We start from the raw sequence: 19416 nt of genomic DNA, 5'->3' as shown, positions 1-19416 counted from the left end.
CCAGAATGCCCCAACGTGAAGTTATCAATGCATCTGTCAGCCCAAAAGGCAGCCTGGAAACACTGTCTCAACGTGAAGTACAGCAACTGAGTGAAGCCGGTTCCGGCAGCCTGTACACCTTGTTCCGCCAGTGCGCACTGGCAATTCTCAACACCGGCGCGCACGTCGATAACGCCAAGACCATCCTCGAAGCCTACAAAGACTTCGAGGTGCGCATTCACCAACAGGATCGCGGTGTGCGCCTGGAGCTGCTCAATGCGCCGGCCGATGCCTTTGTCGATGGCGAGATGATCGCCAGCACCCGCGAAATGCTCTTCAGCGCCCTGCGTGACATTGTCTACACCGAAAGCGAGCTGGCCAGCCAGCGCATCGACCTGGAAAGCTCCCAGGGCATCACCGACTACGTCTTCCACCTGCTGCGCAACGCCCGCACCCTGCGTCCGGGCGTGGAGCCGAAGATGGTGGTGTGCTGGGGCGGCCACTCGATCAGCACTGAGGAGTACCAATACACCAAGAAGGTCGGCCACGAGCTCGGCCTGCGCAAGCTGGATGTCTGCACCGGCTGCGGTCCGGGTGTAATGAAAGGCCCGATGAAGGGCGCGACCATTGCCCATGCCAAGCAGCGCATGAGCGGCAGCCGTTACCTGGGCCTGACCGAACCCGGCATCATCGCTGCCGAAGCGCCCAACCCGATCGTCAACGAACTGGTGATCCTGCCGGACATCGAAAAGCGTCTTGAGGCGTTTGTGCGTGTCGGCCACGGCATCATCATCTTTCCCGGTGGCGCCGGGACTGCCGAAGAGTTCCTCTACCTGCTCGGCATTCTCATGCACCCGGACAACCGCGACCTGCCGTTCCCGGTCATCCTCACCGGGCCGCAAAGCGCCGAGCCGTACCTGCAGCAGTTGCATGCCTTCGTTCAGGCCACCCTCGGCGACGAGGCCAGCAACTACTACCAGATCATCATCGACAACCCGGCCGAGGTGTCCCGACAGATGGTCGAGGGGCTCAAAGAGGTCAAGCAGTTCCGCCGCGAGCGCAACGACGCGTTCCATTTCAACTGGCTGCTGAAGATCGAAGAAAGCTTCCAGCGCCCCTTCGACCCGACCCACGAGAACATGGCCGGGCTGCAACTGCACCGCAACCTGCCCGCCCACGAACTGGCCGCCAACCTGCGCCGGGCGTTTTCCGGGATTGTCGCCGGCAACGTCAAGGACAAGGGTATCCGCCTGATCGAAGAAAAAGGTCCCTACGAAATCAAGGGTGATGCTGCAGTGCTGCAACCGTTGGGTCACCTGCTGCAGGCCTTCGTCGACCAGCACCGCATGAAGCTGCCAGGCGGTGCCGAATACGTGCCCTGCTACCGTGTCGTGAGCTGATTCCAGCCCTCCCCCGCTTGCGGGCACAGCCTGTGCCCGCAACATTTGCTGCCATTTTCCTACCTACTTCAGTGAACCTGCCTGCAGAAACGTGGTCTTTCAGCTGGCGGCTTGCGTGCACGCCCGTGTTCAGCGGCCCAGTCATCGGGCTTTTATTTTTATTTCACGCGAAGACCATCATGCCTATCTCTCGTCCTGTTCCTGCGGCGCTTTCCCCTGTTTTCTCTTCTTCCCTGCGCCCGCGCAACAGACTTGCCATCGGCCTGATCGGCGCCCTGATTGCCCTGAGCGCTACTGCGCAGGCCGAAGAAGCGCCCACCAGCAACGAACGCTGGGTCAGCGACAGCCTGACCACCTACGTGCGCAGCGGGCCAACCAACGGCCACCGGATCGTCGGCAACCTCAAGTCCGGGCAGAAGGTCACCCTGCTCGACACCCAGGGCAACTACAGCCAGGTGCGTGGCGAGTCCGGCGATATCGTCTGGATCTCCAGCAGCGACCTGCAGGCGGTTCCCGGCCAGGCTGAACGCCTGCCGCAACTGACCGAACAGGTCGGCCAGTTGAGCGCGCAGCTCAAGACCATCGACGACAGCTGGAAGACCCGCGTGCAGGGCATGCAGGAAACCCTCGACTCGCGCAAAGCCCTGATCGATGAACTGGAAGCCCGTAACAAGGCGCTCAGTACCGAATTGAGCGACACCCAGTCGGAACTACGCAGCACCCAGGCGCGCCTGGGCGATGAGAACAAACAAGTGTTGATGCGTTATATGGTCTACGGCGCTGGCATCGCCGGTGCTGGCCTGCTCGCCGGCCTGATCCTTCCGGCCCTGAGCCGTGGGCGCAAGCGTAACGACCGCTGGTTCTGAGGTGTGGGCGGGTGGCTGGTGGCGCGCTTGCCCCGCGATTACAATCTGTCAGTCACATCGCATCGCGGGGCAAGCCCGCCACCGAGGCACACTCACGCAACCACTCGATCATCACCCGTACCCGCACCGGCACCGCCTCGCGCGGCGGATGCACGAGGTAATAGCCCTGCCCGGCAGCCGCCTCGAAATCGCCAAACGGCAAGATCAACTGCCCCTGATCGATCAAGGGTTGCACCAGGTGCCGACGGCCCATGGCGACTCCCACATGGTTGCTCGCAGCCAGCGCGCACAGATCAGCGCGATCGAAGGTCAGCCCGCCACTCGGCAGATACGTCTGGGCATCATGCCGACGCGCCCAGCGCTGCCATTCAGCATCGAAAGCAGCGTGATCCCAGGCCAATGCATCATGCAAGAGTGTGCACTGCTGCAAGCGCTGCGGCGCATCGATCAGGCTAAGACGCTCGGCATACTGGCGACTGCACACCGGCGCTACCTGTTCGCTCATCAACAGCTCGCTGGCAAGGCCGGGAAAATCGCCATCACCGTAGAGCAACGCCAGGTCGATATGCCGGGCGCGGAAATCCACCGCCTCGTTGCCGGTGCGGATATCCAGGCTGATCTGCGGATAGCGCCGCTGGAAGTCCGCCAGCCGCGGCACCAGCCAGCACTGGGTAATGGACGGCCGGGCGTAGAGGGTCAACGCACCGCTGACGGTGGCCGTCGCGTCAGGTTGCAGGGCTTCCTCCAGGTCCTCCAGCAATCCCTGCACCAGCTGGTACAAGCGCTCACCTTCGGCGGTCAGGCGTATCCGCCGGGTCAGGCGCTCGAACAAACGCTGCTCCAGCGCCTGTTCGAGCCGGGCCATGCGGTGACTGACGGCGCTCGGTGTCAGGCACAATTCCTCGGCCGCCAGGGTAAAGCTCAAGTGCCGAGCGGCCACGGCAAAGGTGTGCAGGTTGGCAAACTGCGCGCCCGTCAGACGGGCACCAAGGCGTGGCGGCAGGTTGAGCATGATTACTGTCCAGCCAGTTCGACACGGCCCTTGGCCAGGTAGGCGTCCATTTCCTCGCGCGGCACCATGCTGCCGCCTGTACCCCAGACCAGATGGGTCGCCCGGGCCATGCGCGCCTCAGTCAGGCCCAGGCGCTGGCGATAGCCCTGTTGCTCCTGCAGCACCCGCACCATACCCGACACGCCAGCCAGCGCCGAGGGCTCCAGCTCATAGCCTTCACAGGCCTGCATCTGCGCCAGCTGGCGGTACAAAGTGGCGTCGTCAACGGTGTAGTAACCGTCAATCAAACGCTGCATCGCCCGCCCGACAAAGCCTGAAGGCCGGCCCACCGCCAGGCCGTCGGCTGCGGTCTGGTTGTCGATGCCGAAGTCATACACCGAAACCTCATCGTGCAGCCCGGTATAGACACCGAGGAACATGCACGGCGAATGGGTCGGCTCGGCGAACAGGCAATGCACCGCATCGCCAAACACCAGTTTCAGACCGAACGCCACACCACCAGGACCACCACCCACCCCGCAGGGCAGGTAGACAAACAACGGATGCTCGGCATCCACCGCAATGCCCTGTTCAACCAACTGGCGCTGCAGGCGCTCGGCGGCCACGGCATAACCGAGGAACAGGTTGCGCGAGTTCTCATCGTCGACGAAATGGCAAAGCGGGTCGGCCTCGGCCTCGCGCCGCCCCTGCTCCACCGCGACGCTGTAGTCGGCGCTGTATTCACGGACTTCGACGCCATGGGCGCGCAAGCGGTCTTTCTTCCATTGGCGGGCGTCCGCCGACATGTGCACCGTGGCCTTGAACCCCAGGCGCGCACTGATGATGCCAATCGACAGACCAAGGTTGCCGGTAGAACCCACGGCAATGCTGTACTGGCCAAAAAAGGCCCGCGCCTCGGCACTGTCGAGCCTGGCGTAGTCATCACCCGGCTGCAGCAACCCGGCCGCCAGGGCCAGGTCTTCGGCGTGCTTGAGCACCTCATAGATGCCGCCGCGGGCCTTGATCGAGCCGGAAATCGGCAGCAGGTTGTCGGCCTTGAGCCACAGCGCACCGCCTTCGGGCAACTGATGCTCGGCGCGCAGCACACCCTGTAACGCCGGCAGCTGCAACAAGGGCGACTCGATAATGCCGGCGCTGGCGGCAGTTTCAGCAAACGCCGACTGAATGAACGGCGCGAAACGCTGCAAACGCTCACTGGCCTCACGCACATCCTGCCTGCTCAGCGGCACATCCCCCAGGGCCTGCGCGCTCGGGGCAAGCTGCGGGTTGAACCAGCTGGTCGGGCGCAACGCCACCAATTCGGCGATCAGCGGGTGGGTCTGGCACCAGGCGTTCACAGGTTGTTGCAGCGACATTGTCATGCTCCATCGGCAAGCGGATAGAACGATTAAGCGTCAGACCCCGGGTGCATTACAACCGATGGTTACTCAGGCCACGGATGACGCCCGTTCAACCGTTCACCGCCGTGCAAGCCAGCTCACTTCTGCTACCTTGGGAGAACCCTCTTCATCGTCTTACGCATCAGTACAGGTGACCCATCATGGCGCGCACCACCCCCATCGAGCTGTACCGCAACATCGGCATCGTCGCCCATGTTGACGCTGGCAAGACCACCACCACCGAACGCATCCTGTTCTACACCGGGGTCAACCACAAGATGGGCGAGGTGCACGACGGTGCCGCGACCATGGACTGGATGGCCCAGGAACAGGAGCGCGGGATCACCATTACCTCCGCCGCCACCACGGCGTTCTGGCAAGGTTCGACCAAGCAGTTCCCCGACAAGTACCGCTTCAACATCATCGACACTCCAGGCCACGTTGACTTCACCATCGAGGTGGAGCGCTCGTTGCGCGTGCTCGACGGCGCCGTGGTGGTGTTCAGTGGGGCCGATGGCGTCGAGCCGCAGTCGGAGACGGTCTGGCGCCAGGCCAACAAGTACCATGTACCGCGCATGGCCTACGTCAACAAGATGGACCGCCAGGGCGCCGACTTTCTGCGCGTGGTCAAGCAGATCGACAAACGCCTGGGTCACCATCCGGTGCCGATCCAGCTGGCCATTGGTGCCGAGGAAAACTTCAAAGGTCAGATCGACCTTGTGAGGATGAAAGCCATCTACTGGAACGAAGACGACCAGGGCACCAGCTATCGCGAAGAAGAAATTCCGGCCGACATGCAAGAGCTTGCCAATGAATGGCGCGCGCACATGATTGAAGCCGCCGCCGAGGCCAATGACGAGTTCATGGAGCTCTATCTCAACGGTCAGGAACTGAGCAACGAGCAGATCAAGGCCGGCCTGCGCCAGCGCACCCTGGCCAATGAGATTGTCCCGGCCATCTGCGGCTCGTCGTTCAAGAACAAGGGCGTGCCGCTGATGCTCGATGCGGTGATCGACTATTTGCCGGCACCCTCGGAAATCCCGGCGATCAACGGCACCGACCCGGATCATGAAGATAAACCCCTGGAACGCCATGCCGACGACAACGAACCGTTCTCGGCGCTGGCGTTCAAGATCGCCACCGACCCCTTCGTCGGCACCCTGACCTTCGCCCGGGTCTACTCCGGCGTGCTCAGCTCCGGCAACGCCGTGCTCAACTCGGTCAAGGGCAAGAAGGAACGCATCGGCCGCATGGTGCAGATGCACGCCAACCAACGCGCCGAGATCAAGGACGTGTGCGCCGGCGACATCGCCGCGCTGATCGGCATGAAGGACGTCACTACCGGCGACACCCTGTGTGACATCAACCAGCCAATCGTCCTCGAACGCATGGACTTCCCTGACCCGGTGATCTCGGTGGCGGTAGAACCCAAGACCAAGGCCGATCAGGAGAAAATGGGCGTCGCCCTGAGCAAGCTGGCCCAGGAAGACCCGTCATTTCGCGTGCGCACCGATGAAGAAACCGCGCAAACCATCATCTCCGGCATGGGTGAGCTGCACCTGGACATCATCGTCGACCGCATGAGGCGCGAATTCGGGGTCGAGGCCAATATCGGCAAGCCGCAGGTGGCCTACCGCGAGAAAATCCGCAACACCTGCGAGATCGAAGGCAAGTTCGTCCGCCAGTCCGGTGGCCGCGGTCAGTACGGCCACTGCTGGATACGCTTCGCACCGGGCGAAGAAGGCAAGGAAGGCCTGGAGTTCATCAACGAAGTGGTGGGTGGCGTGGTGCCCCGCGAGTACATCCCGGCGATCCAGAAAGGCATCGAAGAACAGATGAAGAACGGGGTACTGGCCGGCTATCCGCTGATCGGCCTGAAGGCCACTGTGTTCGATGGTTCGTACCACGATGTCGACTCCAACGAAATGGCCTTCAAGGTCGCCGCCTCGATGGCCACCAAGCAGCTGGCGCAAAAAGGCGGCGCAGTGCTGCTCGAACCGGTGATGAAAGTCGAGGTGGTGACACCCGAGGAGTTTCAGGGCGACATCCTCGGCGATCTGAGCCGCCGCCGCGGATTGATCCAGGAAGGTGAAGACAGCCCGGCCGGCAAGGTGGTACGTGCCGAGGTGCCGCTCGCCGAGATGTTCGGTTATTCCACGCAGATGCGTTCAATGACCCAGGGTCGGGCCAGCTACACCATGGAGTTCACCAAGTACGCCGAAGCGCCGGCGAGCATCGCCGATGTGATCATCAAAAAACAGGGGTAAGCACGATTCGCGGGGCAAGCCCGCTCCCACAGCCTTCGGTGGGAGCGGGCTTGCCCCGCGATAACCTGCAGCCACGACGCCAGACCTGTAGACTTGCCCCAAGCTTTTTCGTTTGGAGTTTGCCTTCATGTTCGCCCTCACCCACTTTGTCGCCCCGCCTGAGGAGTCGATCAAGAGCCAGATCCTGCAGATGGTGGTCGATAACCTGACCGACATCAGCGCTGTGGCCATCACCCCGAGCAACCCGCTGTACAACCTTTACCAGTACGCCATCGGCTTTGAGGTGCACCTGTATCTGGAAGCCATGGCCGGCTCACCCGACCTTTCCGTCGAACTGATCGTCGCGACCGACCCGCGAGATCCACACACCGTCACCGGGTTTCTCTTGTACCTCCCCGTGCAGGACGATCCCGACGCCTGCAGCGTGGCCTACCTGGCCGTGCGCAGCCAGTACCGCCGCCAGGGTATTGCCCGGGCCATGCTCGCGCAGATGAGCGAACGCTACCCGCATGCGGAGCTGGCGTGCGCGGTGAACAAGGTGGCGTACTTCGAGGCCATGGGTTTTGCAGTGATTGCCGCACGCGGGCCACAGGTGCTGATGAACACTCGCGAGCATGCCAGCGATGGCCTGCTGGCAATGCTCGATGTGGCGCCGATCTACCGCACGGTTGAAGTGCAGCAGATCCATAGCTACTTGCTCAAGCAGCATGGCAAACGGGCCATGGTCGATGCCGAGAAGCAACGCGACCGCCACCTCGATCAGTTGGAGCGCAAGGCCCAGGCCCTTGTTCAGGAACGTTTGGGTGAGCGCGCCGGGCAGCAACGCGGCACCCGGATTCGCCTGGTCTAACGGCTGCCCTGCGCCGCCAGTTCGAGCAACACCTGCAGTACAAAAGCGCTGCTCTGCTCGACCTGCCCTTGGCGGCTGGCAATCCCCAGGTGGCGCCACAGCCCCGGGCGCAGCGGGCGCATGCACAAGCGTGAGTCGGGCTCCGGCGAGCGGGCTTCATGGGGCAGCAAGGTGGCACCGTATCCGGCCGCCACCAGGCTCTTGATCGCGTCATTGTAGTTGAGTTGAATCCGTGCATCCGGTTGCAGGCCTGCCGTGGCGAACCACTCGCTGGTCACCCGTGACAATTGGGTGGTGTTGTCATTGAGGATCAATGCGCGACTGGCCAGCCAGGCGGGTGTGATGCGCGACGGCGGCGCCCAGCCGACAGGAATGAAGGCCATGATCGGGTCGCGCCGCCAGGGCTGGATCTGCACGCCTTTGACCGCGGCTTGCGGCAGTGCCACCAGGGCCAGGTCCAGGGTGCCATCCTGTAGGCGGCCCACCGATTCACGCGAAGTCAGCACCTGCACCTGCACATCGATCCCGGGATGGCGTACGCCGATAATATCCAGTGCTTGCGGCAACAGGTGGGCGATCGCAGCGGTAGAGGCCCCCAGACGCACGCGGCCACTCAGGCCCTGAACCTGGCGTTGCACCTCATCGAGCGCCTGTTCGGCATCAGCCAACAGCCGCCGCGCACGTTCAAGCAGCGTCTCACCAATGGTCGTCGGATGGACCTGCCCACGCTTGCGTGTCAGCAAGGTTGCGCCGATGCGCGCCTCCAGGTCGGCAATGTGCAGGCTCACAGTGGGCGGCGCCAGGTTGAGGGCGCGGGCCGCCTGGGCAAAGGAGCCGAGGTCGGCAATCACCACCAGGGTGCGCAAGCGGTCGAGGCTGATTTCACGCATAGGCTTTTTTCATTCAGTATTTATGAATGTCGGCATCATGATATTCAAATTTTCTTTCGTCCAGATCGGCGCGAGCATAGGCGCTCCCTGTATTGATTGATTGAGAGCACCATGCACCAGCCTCTTGTCTTTATCGATGGCGACCAAGGCACCACTGGCCTGCTCATCCACGCCCGCCTGCACGGTCGTGATGACCTGCGTTTGCTGACCCTGCCCGACAGCGAGCGTAAAGACCCACAGCGCCGTGCCGAGGCGATCAACAGTGCCGACGTGGCGATTCTGTGCCTGCCCGACGACGCGGCACGCCAGGCGGTGGCGGCGATCGCCAACCCGCAGGTACGGGTCATCGATGCCAGTTCCGCGCACCGCACCACGGCGGGCTGGGTCTATGGCTTGCCTGAACTGCACGAGCAACAGGCAGAGCGCATTGCCCAGGCCAAGCGGGTCAGCAATCCTGGTTGCTACCCCACCGGCGCCATTGCCTTGTTACGGCCATTGGTGGCTGCAGGGTTGGTGCCAGCCGACTACCCGCTGACCGTCAATGCGGTGTCGGGTTATTCCGGTGGCGGCCGTGCTGCGGTCGAACGTCACGAAACGCCAGGGGCACAAGCGCCACAAGGGGTGCTGGTGTATGGCTTGAACCTGGATCACAAGCATGTACCGGAGATCCAGCAGCATGCCGGCCTGTCGCACCGCCCGGTGTTCGTGCCCAGCTATGGCAGTTACCGTCAGGGCATCGCCTTGACCATAGCCTTGCAGACGCGTCTGTTGCCACCTGGGGTGAGTGCTGCTCGCCTGCATGACTGCCTGCGTCAGCACTATCATGGCTCGCGCTATGTACAGGTGGCGGCGCTGGAATATGGCGAGGCAGCGCCAATGCTCGATCCACAGGCCGTGAATGACAGCAACGATCTGCGCCTGGCAGTGTTTGCCAACGAGGCCCATGGCCAGGTGTTGCTGACGGCGGTGTTCGACAACCTTGGCAAGGGTGCTTCGGGAGCAGCGGTGCAGAACCTGGAGTTGATGCTGGCGGCGATGGCCTGAACCCAAGGCGTTTCGCGGGTGTAAGGGCAGGCGTTGCCGGCGATGGGGCGCGTAGCGTCCCTGGCCCGGCTTCACCGGGCATCGCCAGCAACGCTGGCTCCTACAGAGGTGATGGGCTTTTGATCACTGGCTCGCAGCCACGAACTTCCGTACCATCCTAGCCTTTTTCGCTGGCAGCTATTCCCACCATGAAAGCAACCTCCATCCGCGCCGACATTCTGGCCGGACTCACCACGTCCTTTGCCCTGGTGCCCGAGTGCATCGCCTTCGCGTTGGTGGCGCATCTGAATCCTTTGATGGGACTCTACGGTGCCGTCATCATCTGCACCCTAACCGCCCTGCTCGGTGGCCGCCCCGGGATGATTTCCGGCGCCGCCGGTTCAATGGCCGTGGTCATCGTTGCCCTGGTGGTGCAACACGGTGTGCAGTACCTGTTGGCCACCGTGCTGCTCGGTGGGCTGATCATGATTGCCTTTGGCGTGCTGCGCCTGGGCAAGCTGGTGCGCATGGTGCCGTATTCGGTGATGCTTGGCTTCGTCAACGGCCTGGCGATCATTATCGCCCTGGCCCAGCTTGAGCATTTCAAGCATGACGGCGCCTGGCTCAGCGGCAACCCCCTGTACCTGATGGCCGGGCTGGTGGCATTGACCATGGCGATTGTGTACTTGTTGCCGCGCCTGACCCGCAGCGTGCCACCGGCACTGATCGCGATCCTCGCCGCCGGTGCCGGGGTCTACCTGCTCGACCTGCCGACCCGCACACTCGGCGATCTGGCCCACATCGCCGGTGGCCTGCCGGTGCTGAGTTGGCCCGACATTGCGTGGAACCTGGAGACGCTGAAGATCATCGCCCCCTACGCGATCCTGATGGCGCTGGTGGGTTTGCTGGAAACCCTGTTGACCCTCAACCTCACCGACGAAATCACCGAAAGCCGCGGCTACCCCAACCGCGAATGCGTGGCCCTGGGCGTGGCCAACATGACTTCCGGGGTGTTCGGCGGCATGGGCGGTTGCGCGATGATCGGCCAGACGGCGATCAACCTCAGCTCCGGCGGCCGCGGGCGGTTGTCCGGGGTGGTCGCCGGGATGATGATCCTGATGTTCGTGCTGTTCCTCTCGCCGCTGATCGAACGCATTCCGCTGGCGGCGCTGGTCGGAGTAATGTTCGTGGTGGCGCAGCAGACCTTCTCCTGGGCATCGCTGCGGGTGCTGCACAAAGTGCCGGCAAACGACATGCTGGCGATCATTGCAGTGACCGTGGTCACGGTGTTCACCGACCTGGCCACCGCGGTGCTGCTCGGCATCGTTATCGCCGCGCTCAACTTCGCCTGGCAGCAAGCGCGCGAGCTGTACGCCGACAGCCACCTGGAAAGTGACGGCAGCAAACTCTATCGGGTGCACGGCACCTTGTTTTTCGCCTCGACCACGCCCTTTCTCAACCAGTTCGACCCAGCCAACGACCCGGCCCAGGTGACCCTCGACTGCCAGCACCTGAACTTCGTTGACTACTCGGCGATTGCTGCGCTCAAGACCCTGCGTGAGCGCTACAGCAACAACGGCAAGCACTTGCGTGTGGTGCATCTGTCCGAGCGCTGCAAGCAACTGCTCAAGCGCACGGACCTGCACTACGGCTGAAGACCGCCCTTATGGCGCGCCGAACATCGCCGTCCAGTAGATCCCGGCATCGCTCTTGGGATCGACCGCATAGGCGGCGCCCAGCTCGCTGAACTGCGGGTTCATCAAGTTGGCGCAATGGCCGGGGCTGGCCAACCAGCCATCGACCACCTTGCGCACAGTGTCCTGGCCGGCGGCGATGATCTCGCCGTTCACCTGACCGGCATAGCCCGCCAGTTCCGCCCGGTCACCCGGGGTGCGGCCTTCGCGATCGACGTGATCGAGAAAGTTCTGATTGGCCATGGCCCGTGTATGACTTTCGGCGGCACCGGCCAGGACCGCGTTCCAGGCCAGCGGCGGGGTGGCCGCGAAGGCCTGGCTGCCACACTGGCGCTGCTGGCTACGAGCGCTGTTAATCATTGCCAGCAGTTTCTGGCCTTCGGCCTGCCAGTCGCCCAGCTTCCCGGCCAGCAGCGGCCGCGCCAGGACGATACGCCAATCGCGGCCCTGCTGGCTGACGCCGATATCGATGAACTGCGGGGCTAGCACCACCTGGCAGAAGCTTTCCTGTACCGCTTTCATCGCGGCCTGGGCATCCTGTGGACCATTGAGGGTAATGGCCTGGACACTGACCATCGGGTAGTTTGCCTGTGCCAGCGCCGAGCGCAAATCCACGCTGCCCGTAGCTGGCAGCACCAGACGGGGATCGCTGGCCAGTGGCGGCAGCTCAAGGGACACCTGCTTATCGCATTTCTGCGGCTGACTACGGTAGCTGTTGATCGAATCGATCAGTTGCGCCGGCTCGTTGGCCTGGGCGACGCTAGCGAGCGCCAGGGCCAACGGCAGGCTGGCCAGACGCAGAACGGATGACAGGTCGCGCATGAAATTCTCCCTTGAACGGACTGCGCCCATGATGCGCGAAGTCGCCCGTCGTCGAACAGCTGGAATGTTTTGAGCGCCGTGCGGTCGACCCTTTAACGGGAAGTCTTACTCCCCTCACCTGCCAAAGGTCCCGTATGCGCCTGCCGATGATTGTAACCTGCCTGCTGCTGGCCTTCTCACCCCCGCTGACGCTGGCCGCAGAATCCAAAGCCCAGGTGGCCGAAGAAAAAGCCCAGGCACTGGAGCACAAAGCGGCCGTGCAACCCGACGCACCGCCAGCACCCAAGAGCAAAGCCATCACCCAGAGCGAAGTCCAGGCGGTCGATCCGGCTGGCGTAGCGGCTCTGGACGACGCCATCACCTGCATGGCACGCAGCATCTATTGGGAGTCGAAGGGCGGCAAGCCGGCGGACATGGAAGCAGTGGCCAGCGTGGTGATGAACCGCCTCGCTCATGACGGCTTTCCCGACACGGTCTGTGGGGTGGTCAAACAAGGCTCAGAGACCGGTAACTGCCAGTTTTCCTGGTGGTGTGACGGGCGCTCGGATTCGGTCCAGGAAGAAAACCGCTACGCCATCGCCAAGGAAATCGCGCGCAAGGCGCTGAACCGGCAACTGGATGACCGTACCCGCGGTGCGCTGTACTTTCATGACCGGCATGTGTCGCCAGACTGGGCGCGGACCTATGTGAAGACCACCGAGACCGGGGATTTTCTCTTCTACAAACCGCGCAACGGCACGGCGCGGTAGAGACAATTGCCCGTCCCCCCCCCTTAGGCGGTTGAAATCTGTGTAGGAGCCAGCGTTGCTGGCGATGCCCGGCGCAGCCGGGCCAGGGCCGCTACGCGCCCCATCGCCGGCAACGCCGGCTCCTACAACCAAGCAAGTGACAGACAGTCCCATAGGGGGTTATTCGGAAACATCCACCAGCGGGATATCCCCGGCCGCCTTGCCTGCACGGCGATCATTCATCCAGTCGACCACCTGGGATGAAAACTCCGGCGGTGCCTTGCGCCCCACGCGCCTGGCGATGTCGAGGATGGTCTGCTGCGCCAGCGCTTCCTCCATGCGCTTTTGCGCGGTGAGCATCACTGCATGAATGGAACAGGTACCCTCCTGCGCCCAGCTTGGCGGCGAACCTGCAAACAGCGCACAGCGATCGCGCACATCCCGGCACTCGAAAATCATCTTGCGTCCGTCGATGGCAGTAACGATGTCCAGCACACTGATCTCGTCTGCCGGCCGGGCCAGCTTGAAGCCGCCGCGTACACCTTCGGTGGCGACCACCAATTTGGCTTTGGCCAGCTTGGTAAAGACCTTGGCCAGGTACTCCTGGGGCACACCTTGCAGGTCGGCCAGATCCCGCACGCTGGCTTCACGGCTATCACCCAGCTCATCGACCAGGAAGGCCAGGCAATGGATGCCGTACTCCACCCCGGCGCTATACAGTGACATGACAATCTCCGACTAACTTTGTCGTAATATTAACAGTCTTCACATGGTTTCCACGGTCCAGCCGTCCCCACCCCCTACCGCACGTCGGTTTTCGGCCGCCCGCCACAAGCCCATATTCTATGAAGAAAGGCTGAATTAGAGCAGTGAAAGCTCAAGGTTACCCGGATCGCCACACGGATCGACAGGAAAAAATCCTTGTGCCGAACAACTACGACCAATAAAGTCGTAGTTGTTCGGCGCAGCCAAGGCTGCCTCCAACGCCCCCGTTCACACAACAATCTCTTTCTGTGGAGCAACAAATGAAACAGCACATTCTGATTGTCGGCGCAGGTTTTGGTGGTGTCTGGAGCGCGCTCAGCGCAGCCCGCCTGCTGGACCAGTACGGCCGTAGCGATGTCGCCATCAGCGTCCTCGCGCCACAAGCCGAACTGCGCATTCGTCCACGCTTCTACGAGCCGGATGTGCATCAGATGAAAGCGCCCCTGGGCGACCTGTTCAATGCCGTGGGGGTGAACTTCATCCAGGGCGCTGCCGAGCAGATCGACGTGGCCGGCAAGCGTGTCAGCTACACCGACGCCCAGGGCCAGCGCAGCGATATCAGCTACGACCGCCTGGTAATGGCTGCCGGCAGCGGCGTATGGCGCCCCAACATCGACGGGCTCAACGAGCACGCCTTCGATGTCGACCAGATCGAATCGGCAGCGCGCCTTGAGCAGCACCTCAAGTCGCTGGCCCAGTTGCCGGAATCGACTGTCCGCAACACCGTGGTGGTTGCCGGTGGCGGCTTCACCGGAATCGAAACCGCAACCGAAATGCCAGGACGCCTGCGCGCCATCCTCGGTACCGACGCCAATGTGCGGGTGATCATCGTCGACCGTGGCGCCAGGATCGGCGCCGCGTTGGGCGAAGGTATCAGCCCGGCGATCATCGAAGCGTCCAAGGCCCTGGGTGTGGAGTGGCGGGTCAATACCTCGGTAGCCGGCGTGGATGCCGATGGTGTGACCCTGGCTGACGGCGAACGGATCGAAGCGAAAACCGTGATCTGGACTGTCGGCGTGCGCGCCAGCGCCCTGACCACGCAAGTGCCGGCCGAGCGCGACCCTCAGGGCCGCCTGCATGTCGACCGCAACCTCAAGGTCAAAGGTCAGGAGCACGTCTATGCCACTGGTGACGTGGCCTACGCCGCAACCGACGATCTGGGCAATTTCGCCGTGATGTCCTGCCAGCACGCTATTGCCCTGGGACGCTACAGCGGCAACAACGTGGCGGCGGATCTGCTCGGTGTCGAGCCGATGCCCTACAGCCAGCCCAAGTATGTCACCTGCCTGGACCTGGGCGCCTGGGGCGCGGTGTACACCGAAGGCTGGGATCGTCAGGTCAAACTGCTGCGCAAAGAGGCCAAAGACCTCAAGACCCAGATCAACACCACCTGGATCTACCCGCCTGCTGCCGACCGCGCAACCGCGCTGGCCGCAGCCGACCCGCTGATTCCGGTGGCCTGAGGCACGACCTGAGGGGCCGCCAATGCGGCCTCTTTGCCGTTGTGTGAATCGAACAATTGCACTGTCAGATAAGAGACAGGTAGCATTGAGAACGATTTACACTAACATCTGGATAGCCACCGGTGCAAAACCCGTCGACGCGCAAACTGGGCTTCTTTTTCAGCGACCATCACCGCTGGCTGCTGCAGCATATCCACAAGCGCCTGCGCAACCGTGCCGACGCCGAAGACACCGCCGCCGAAACCTTCTGCCAGATGCTCGCGGCCCGGGTCGATCCAGAAAGCATCCAGCAGCCGCGAGCCTATCTCTCGACCATCGCCCGTCGCCTGATCTTCGACCGCCATCGTCGCCGGCAACTGGAGCTGGCGTACCTTGAGCGCCTGTCGGCGCTGCCCGATCCGCTGGTGCCCTCTCCGGAAGAACAACTGCTGCTGATCGAAGCCCTGGTGACCATTGACCAGATGCTCGACGGTTTGCCGCTGATCGTCAAAGCCACATTCCTCTACAGCCAGCTGGACGGGCTGAGCTATGTGGACATCGCGCGCAAGCTCGAGCTGTCTGAGCGCACGGTGAGCCGCTACATGAAACAGGCCTTGCAGCAGTGCTACCTGAGCGAGCTGGCACCATGAGCCAGCCGCGCCTGGACCCTGCCGCCGAAGGTGCCATCGACTGGATGGTGCGCCTGAGCGCCGGCAATACCGACGCCGCGCTGCAGGCGCAGTTCGACCTGTGGCTTGCCAGTGACCCCGCTCACGCGCAGGCCTGGAAACGCTTGCAAGACCGCCTCGGCGGCGCCTGCCAGACGGTGCGCAGCCTCGACCGCCGGGCGTCTGGCCAAGCCGGGGAAGCGCGCCGGGTGTTGTTGCAACCCACCACGTCGCGCCGTGACCTGTTGCGCAGCGTTGCCGCCCTCGGTGTGCTCGGCGGCGGTCTGTGGCTGGGTGCGCGCAGCCAGATGGGCGAAGCGCTGCTGGCCGATATGCGCACCGGTCGCGGCGAACGGCGCAGCTTCACCCTGGCCGACGGCAGCCGCCTGAGTCTCAATGCCGGCAGCGCGGTCGACCAGCAATTCGACGCTGAGCAACGCTTGCTGATCCTGCGCCAGGGCTCCCTGCTGATTCAGGTCGCCGCCGATCCCACCCGCCCGTTACGCGTACGTAGCGCCCAAGGCGAGGTACGGGCATTGGGCACGCGCTTTCTGGTCAGCCAGGAAGCGCACGCCACCCGCGTGGTGGTGCTTGAGCATTCAGTCCGTGCATGGCTGCCCAATTACGCCGAGCTGGATATCCAGGAAGGCTGCGCCGCCCTGCTCCACCCGCAGCGCATCGAAGCCCTGCACGATGACCAGCACCACCGCGCCGACTGGCTCAATGGACGTCTGAATGTCCTGGATGATTCCCTGCAAACCGTGGTCGAAGCACTGCGCCCTTATTACCGCGGCTTTGTCCGGGTCGAACCTGAGGTCCGCGGGCTGCGGGTGCAGGGGGTTTTTCCCCTCGACGAACCGCAACGCGCCTTCGCCGCCCTGGCCGAAACCCTGCCGGTACGGGTCGAACACTACAGCCCGTGGCTGACCCTGATCCGGGCGAAAAATCCGTCTTGATGATTTATTTATGAAAATCACTCGTATTTGTGTCCGGTTTTCATTTCTCGCCCCACCTATCTCCTGACACCCTTATTTCATCAGGAGTATTCCGTGCTCAACCCTTGGTTCCACGCCCTTCCTGCGGCCGTTGCCATGGCCTGCCTTGCCACTGGTGCGGCGGCCCAGGAACAGATGCTGTCGTTCAACCTGCCCACCGCCAGCCTGGCCAGCAGCCTCAATGCCATCGCCAGCCAAAGCGGACGCATCGTCTCCCTGGACCCTGCGCTGGTGCAGGGTAAGCGAGCACCGGCAGTCGTCGGTCGCATGAGCGCTGTGCAGGCGATGCAAAAGGCGTTGGCCGGCAGTGGCCTGCAGTTGCTGGTGACCGACCAGGGTAACTTCAGTGTATTGCCGAGCATCGATGCCAGCGATGCCCTGGAACTGGGCGCAACCAGCATCAACGACAGCGGCCTGGACGCCACCACCGAGGGTTCGGGCTCCTACGCCGCACGGGCAACCACCATTGGCAAGGGCAGCCATACGCTCAAGGAAATCCCTCAGTCGGTCTCGGTCATGACCCGCAAGCAGATGGACGATCAGGACATCGTCGATCTCAAGGACGCTGTCAACAAGACCACCGGCCTGGTCGGCCTGCAGGGCGTGGGCCCAGGTTTGATCATCTCTTCGCGTGGTTTTCAGATCGATGACTGGCAGTACGACGGCGTGCCGATCCCCCGCAACACCTACTCGTTGGGCAACTGGGCAACCCAGGACCTGATTTTCTTCGACCGCATGGAAGTCCTGCGTGGCGCCTCGGGCCTGCTGCAAGGCACCGGCAGCCCGGGTGGCGCGGTCAACCTGGTGCGCAAGCGCGGCCAGAGCGCGCCGACCGTGACCGTCACCGGCAAAGCCGGCAGCTGGGATCACTACGGCCTGCAGCTGGATGCCGGCGGCCCGCTGAACGACGCCGGGACCGTGCGCGGGCGCTTTGTCGCCGATGAAGACCAGAGCGATTCGTTCATCGACTACGAATGGAGCAAGACCCACTCGCTGTACGGCGCCCTCGACTTCGACCTGCGCGAAGACACCACCCTGGGCCTGGCGGTCAGCCGCTCCGATGCCGAATCGAGACCCATGCTACGCGGCCTGCCGCGCTATGCCGATGGCAGCCCGGTGGACGTGCCCCGTTCGACCTTCACCGGTTCGCGCTGGAACCACTCGGAAATCGACGTCACCACCCTGTACGCCGACCTCGAGCACCGCTTCAACGAAGACTGGAAGTTTCGCGTCGCCGCCGTGCGCATGAGCGAAACCAATACCTCCGCCCACCAGCGCGTGATGGCGACCGGCGACGGTCTGGCACCGGACGGCAGCGGCGTGATGTACGGCGACTGGGTGACCGACTTCGACTCCACCAAAGTGGGTGTCGACATGAATGTGGTCGGCAGCTTCGAAGGCCTGGGCCTGGAGCAGGAAATCACCCTCGGTGGCAACTACGCCAAGCTGACCACTGACGACCTCTTCGCCCGTACCTTCAATCCCAGCGACGACAACATATTCGATATCGACCACCACCGCCCTGACATCGACTACGACAGCCTGCTGGCTAAACCCAACGGTCGTGGTACCTGGAGCGCCTATGACGTACGCCAGAAAGGCCTGTATGGCAGCTGGCGGGTCAAGCTTGCCGAACCGCTGACGGTGGTCCTTGGCTCGCGGGTCAGCTGGTTCGACCAGACCTATGACTCGACCAGCTATACCCCGACCAACCTTGTCGGCACGGTCAATGCGCCAAGCACGTTGAAAGAGACCGGCGAAGTTACCCCCTACGCTGGCATCGTCTACGACCTGAGCCGTGAGTGGGCGGTCTACGCCAGCTACACCGACGTTTTCGTGCCGCAGTCCGAACGCGACGCCAGTAACTCGGCGCTCAAGCCGATCATCGGCAGCAACTACGAAGTGGGCCTGAAGGGCGAGCTGTTCGACGGCCGGGTCAACACCTCCCTGGCAGTGTTCCGCTTTGACCAGGAGAACCGCGCGATTCAGGACCTGAGCTGCGACGACTTCTGTTCCATCGCCTCGGGCAAGGTGCGCAGCCAGGGCATCGAAGCCGAGATCAGCGGCGAGGTGCTCAGCGGCCTGCAACTGTTTGCCGGTTACACCTACAACACCACCAAGTACCTGGACGACCCGGAGAACGAAGGCAAGACCTTCAGCACCTGGACGCCCAAGCACATGCTACGGGTGTGGAGCGACTACCAGTTGCCGGGTGACTGGAGCAAGGTCAGCGCAGGCCTGGGCTTTACTGCGCAAAGCCACACCCTGGGTTACGAGCACACCTACGACGTAGCAGGTTATGCCGTGTGGGATGCGCGCCTGGCCTATCAGCTGACGCCCGAAGTGAGCCTTGCGGTGAACGGCAAGAACCTGTTCGACAAACGCTACTACGTGGCGGCTTACAACCAGCTCGATGGCAACAACAACTTTGGCGAGCCGCGCAACTTCATGTTCAGCGTGAAGTACACGCCGCAGTTCTAAACCTCATCGCGGGGCAAGCCCGCTCCTACCCGGTGGGAGCAACTGTCTTCACCATGCTATTCGTCACCGCCATTCGGTACCGTCGCGTAGCATGGCGTTCAGCCTGATCAGCAGTATCCGCATGCAGGCAATGAGCGCGACTTTCGCGCTCTTGC

At 62.9% G+C, this 19416-nt stretch carries 16 protein-coding genes; 11 read left to right on the top strand and 5 right to left on the bottom strand.

Annotated elements, in window-relative coordinates; translation table 11 throughout:
* Nucleotides 1-5 precede the first annotated feature (5 nt).
* Both ppnN and C6382_RS22300 read left to right on the top strand, forming a co-directional pair.
* Complete coding sequence (gene ppnN / locus C6382_RS22305; RefSeq protein ID WP_107026483.1) at nucleotides 6-1379, top strand: nucleotide 5'-monophosphate nucleosidase PpnN; 1374 nt, start codon at nucleotides 6-8, stop codon at nucleotides 1377-1379.
* Between the two features lie 179 nt (nucleotides 1380-1558).
* Entirely contained in the window at nucleotides 1559-2245 is a 687-nt protein-coding gene (locus C6382_RS22300) for a TIGR04211 family SH3 domain-containing protein (protein WP_107026482.1), read from the top strand.
* A 52-nt stretch (nucleotides 2246-2297) separates the two neighbouring features.
* On the opposite strand, the gene dsdC is transcribed toward C6382_RS22300, so the two are convergent.
* Both dsdC and dsdA read right to left on the bottom strand, forming a co-directional pair.
* A complete protein-coding gene (gene dsdC / locus C6382_RS22295) occupies nucleotides 2298-3257 on the bottom strand; it encodes a DNA-binding transcriptional regulator DsdC (protein WP_107026481.1) in 960 nt (319 codons plus the stop codon).
* Between the two features lie 2 nt (nucleotides 3258-3259).
* A complete protein-coding gene (gene dsdA / locus C6382_RS22290) occupies nucleotides 3260-4612 on the bottom strand; it encodes a D-serine ammonia-lyase (RefSeq protein WP_107026480.1) in 1353 nt (450 codons plus the stop codon).
* Between the two features lie 185 nt (nucleotides 4613-4797).
* Here dsdA and fusA point away from each other — a divergent pair, with 185 nt between their 5' ends.
* A complete protein-coding gene (gene fusA / locus C6382_RS22285; RefSeq protein ID WP_107026479.1) occupies nucleotides 4798-6903 on the top strand; it encodes an elongation factor G in 2106 nt (701 codons plus the stop codon).
* A gap of 127 nt (nucleotides 6904-7030) precedes the next feature.
* Nucleotides 7031-7753, top strand: a complete 723-nt coding sequence (locus C6382_RS22280) for an N-acetyltransferase (RefSeq protein ID WP_107026478.1) — start codon at nucleotides 7031-7033, stop codon at nucleotides 7751-7753.
* On the opposite strand, the gene C6382_RS22275 is transcribed toward C6382_RS22280, so the two are convergent.
* Nucleotides 7750-8643 (bottom strand): LysR family transcriptional regulator, encoded by an 894-nt coding sequence (locus tag C6382_RS22275; RefSeq protein ID WP_107026477.1) that lies wholly within the window; start codon nucleotides 8641-8643, stop codon nucleotides 7750-7752. The two genes, C6382_RS22280 and C6382_RS22275, sit on opposite strands and share 4 nt — an antisense overlap.
* A 111-nt stretch (nucleotides 8644-8754) precedes the next feature.
* Between C6382_RS22275 and argC the strand changes: the two genes are divergently transcribed.
* Entirely contained in the window at nucleotides 8755-9687 is a 933-nt protein-coding gene (gene argC, locus C6382_RS22270) for an N-acetyl-gamma-glutamyl-phosphate reductase (RefSeq protein WP_107026476.1), read from the top strand.
* Nucleotides 9688-9875: 188 nt separating this feature from the next.
* Nucleotides 9876-11321: a SulP family inorganic anion transporter gene (locus C6382_RS22265; protein ID WP_107026475.1), complete on the top strand. Its 1446-nt coding sequence runs from the start codon at nucleotides 9876-9878 to the stop codon at nucleotides 11319-11321.
* A gap of 9 nt (nucleotides 11322-11330) precedes the next feature.
* On the opposite strand, the gene C6382_RS22260 is transcribed toward C6382_RS22265, so the two are convergent.
* Complete coding sequence (locus C6382_RS22260; protein WP_107026474.1) at nucleotides 11331-12182, bottom strand: CAP domain-containing protein; 852 nt, start codon at nucleotides 12180-12182, stop codon at nucleotides 11331-11333.
* 134 nt (nucleotides 12183-12316) lie between these two features.
* Here C6382_RS22260 and C6382_RS22255 point away from each other — a divergent pair, with 134 nt between their 5' ends.
* Nucleotides 12317-12931, top strand: a complete 615-nt coding sequence (locus C6382_RS22255) for a cell wall hydrolase (RefSeq protein WP_107026473.1) — start codon at nucleotides 12317-12319, stop codon at nucleotides 12929-12931.
* A gap of 159 nt (nucleotides 12932-13090) precedes the next feature.
* Here the strand turns inward: C6382_RS22255 and C6382_RS22250 are convergent, their stop codons facing one another.
* Nucleotides 13091-13636, bottom strand: a complete 546-nt coding sequence (locus C6382_RS22250; RefSeq protein ID WP_107026472.1) for an Rrf2 family transcriptional regulator — start codon at nucleotides 13634-13636, stop codon at nucleotides 13091-13093.
* Between the two features lie 299 nt (nucleotides 13637-13935).
* Between C6382_RS22250 and C6382_RS22245 the strand changes: the two genes are divergently transcribed.
* The 4 genes from C6382_RS22245 (at nucleotide 13936) to C6382_RS22230 (ending at nucleotide 19261) form a co-directional block, all read left to right on the top strand.
* The gene (locus C6382_RS22245; protein ID WP_107026471.1) at nucleotides 13936-15138 is read left to right on the top strand and encodes an NAD(P)/FAD-dependent oxidoreductase; all 1203 of its coding nucleotides are present in this window, start codon (nucleotides 13936-13938) and stop codon (nucleotides 15136-15138) included.
* A 122-nt stretch (nucleotides 15139-15260) separates the two neighbouring features.
* Entirely contained in the window at nucleotides 15261-15767 is a 507-nt protein-coding gene (locus C6382_RS22240; RefSeq protein ID WP_107026470.1) for a sigma-70 family RNA polymerase sigma factor, read from the top strand.
* Nucleotides 15764-16741, top strand: a complete 978-nt coding sequence (locus C6382_RS22235) for a FecR domain-containing protein (protein WP_107026469.1) — start codon at nucleotides 15764-15766, stop codon at nucleotides 16739-16741. The genes C6382_RS22240 and C6382_RS22235 overlap by 4 nt, the downstream gene beginning before the upstream one ends.
* Before the next feature lie 93 nt (nucleotides 16742-16834).
* Nucleotides 16835-19261 carry a TonB-dependent receptor gene (locus C6382_RS22230; protein ID WP_107026468.1) on the top strand — a complete coding sequence of 809 codons (2427 nt, stop codon included), beginning with the start codon at nucleotides 16835-16837 and terminating at the stop codon, nucleotides 19259-19261.
* The last annotated feature ends 155 nt before the right edge of the window (nucleotides 19262-19416 follow it).

This window comes from Pseudomonas sp. BBP2017, from assembly GCF_003024385.1.
Lineage (GTDB): Bacteria > Pseudomonadota > Gammaproteobacteria > Pseudomonadales > Pseudomonadaceae > Aquipseudomonas.
The sequence above is the reverse complement of the archived record's forward strand: the minus strand, read 5'-3'. Positions and strand labels throughout refer to the sequence as shown.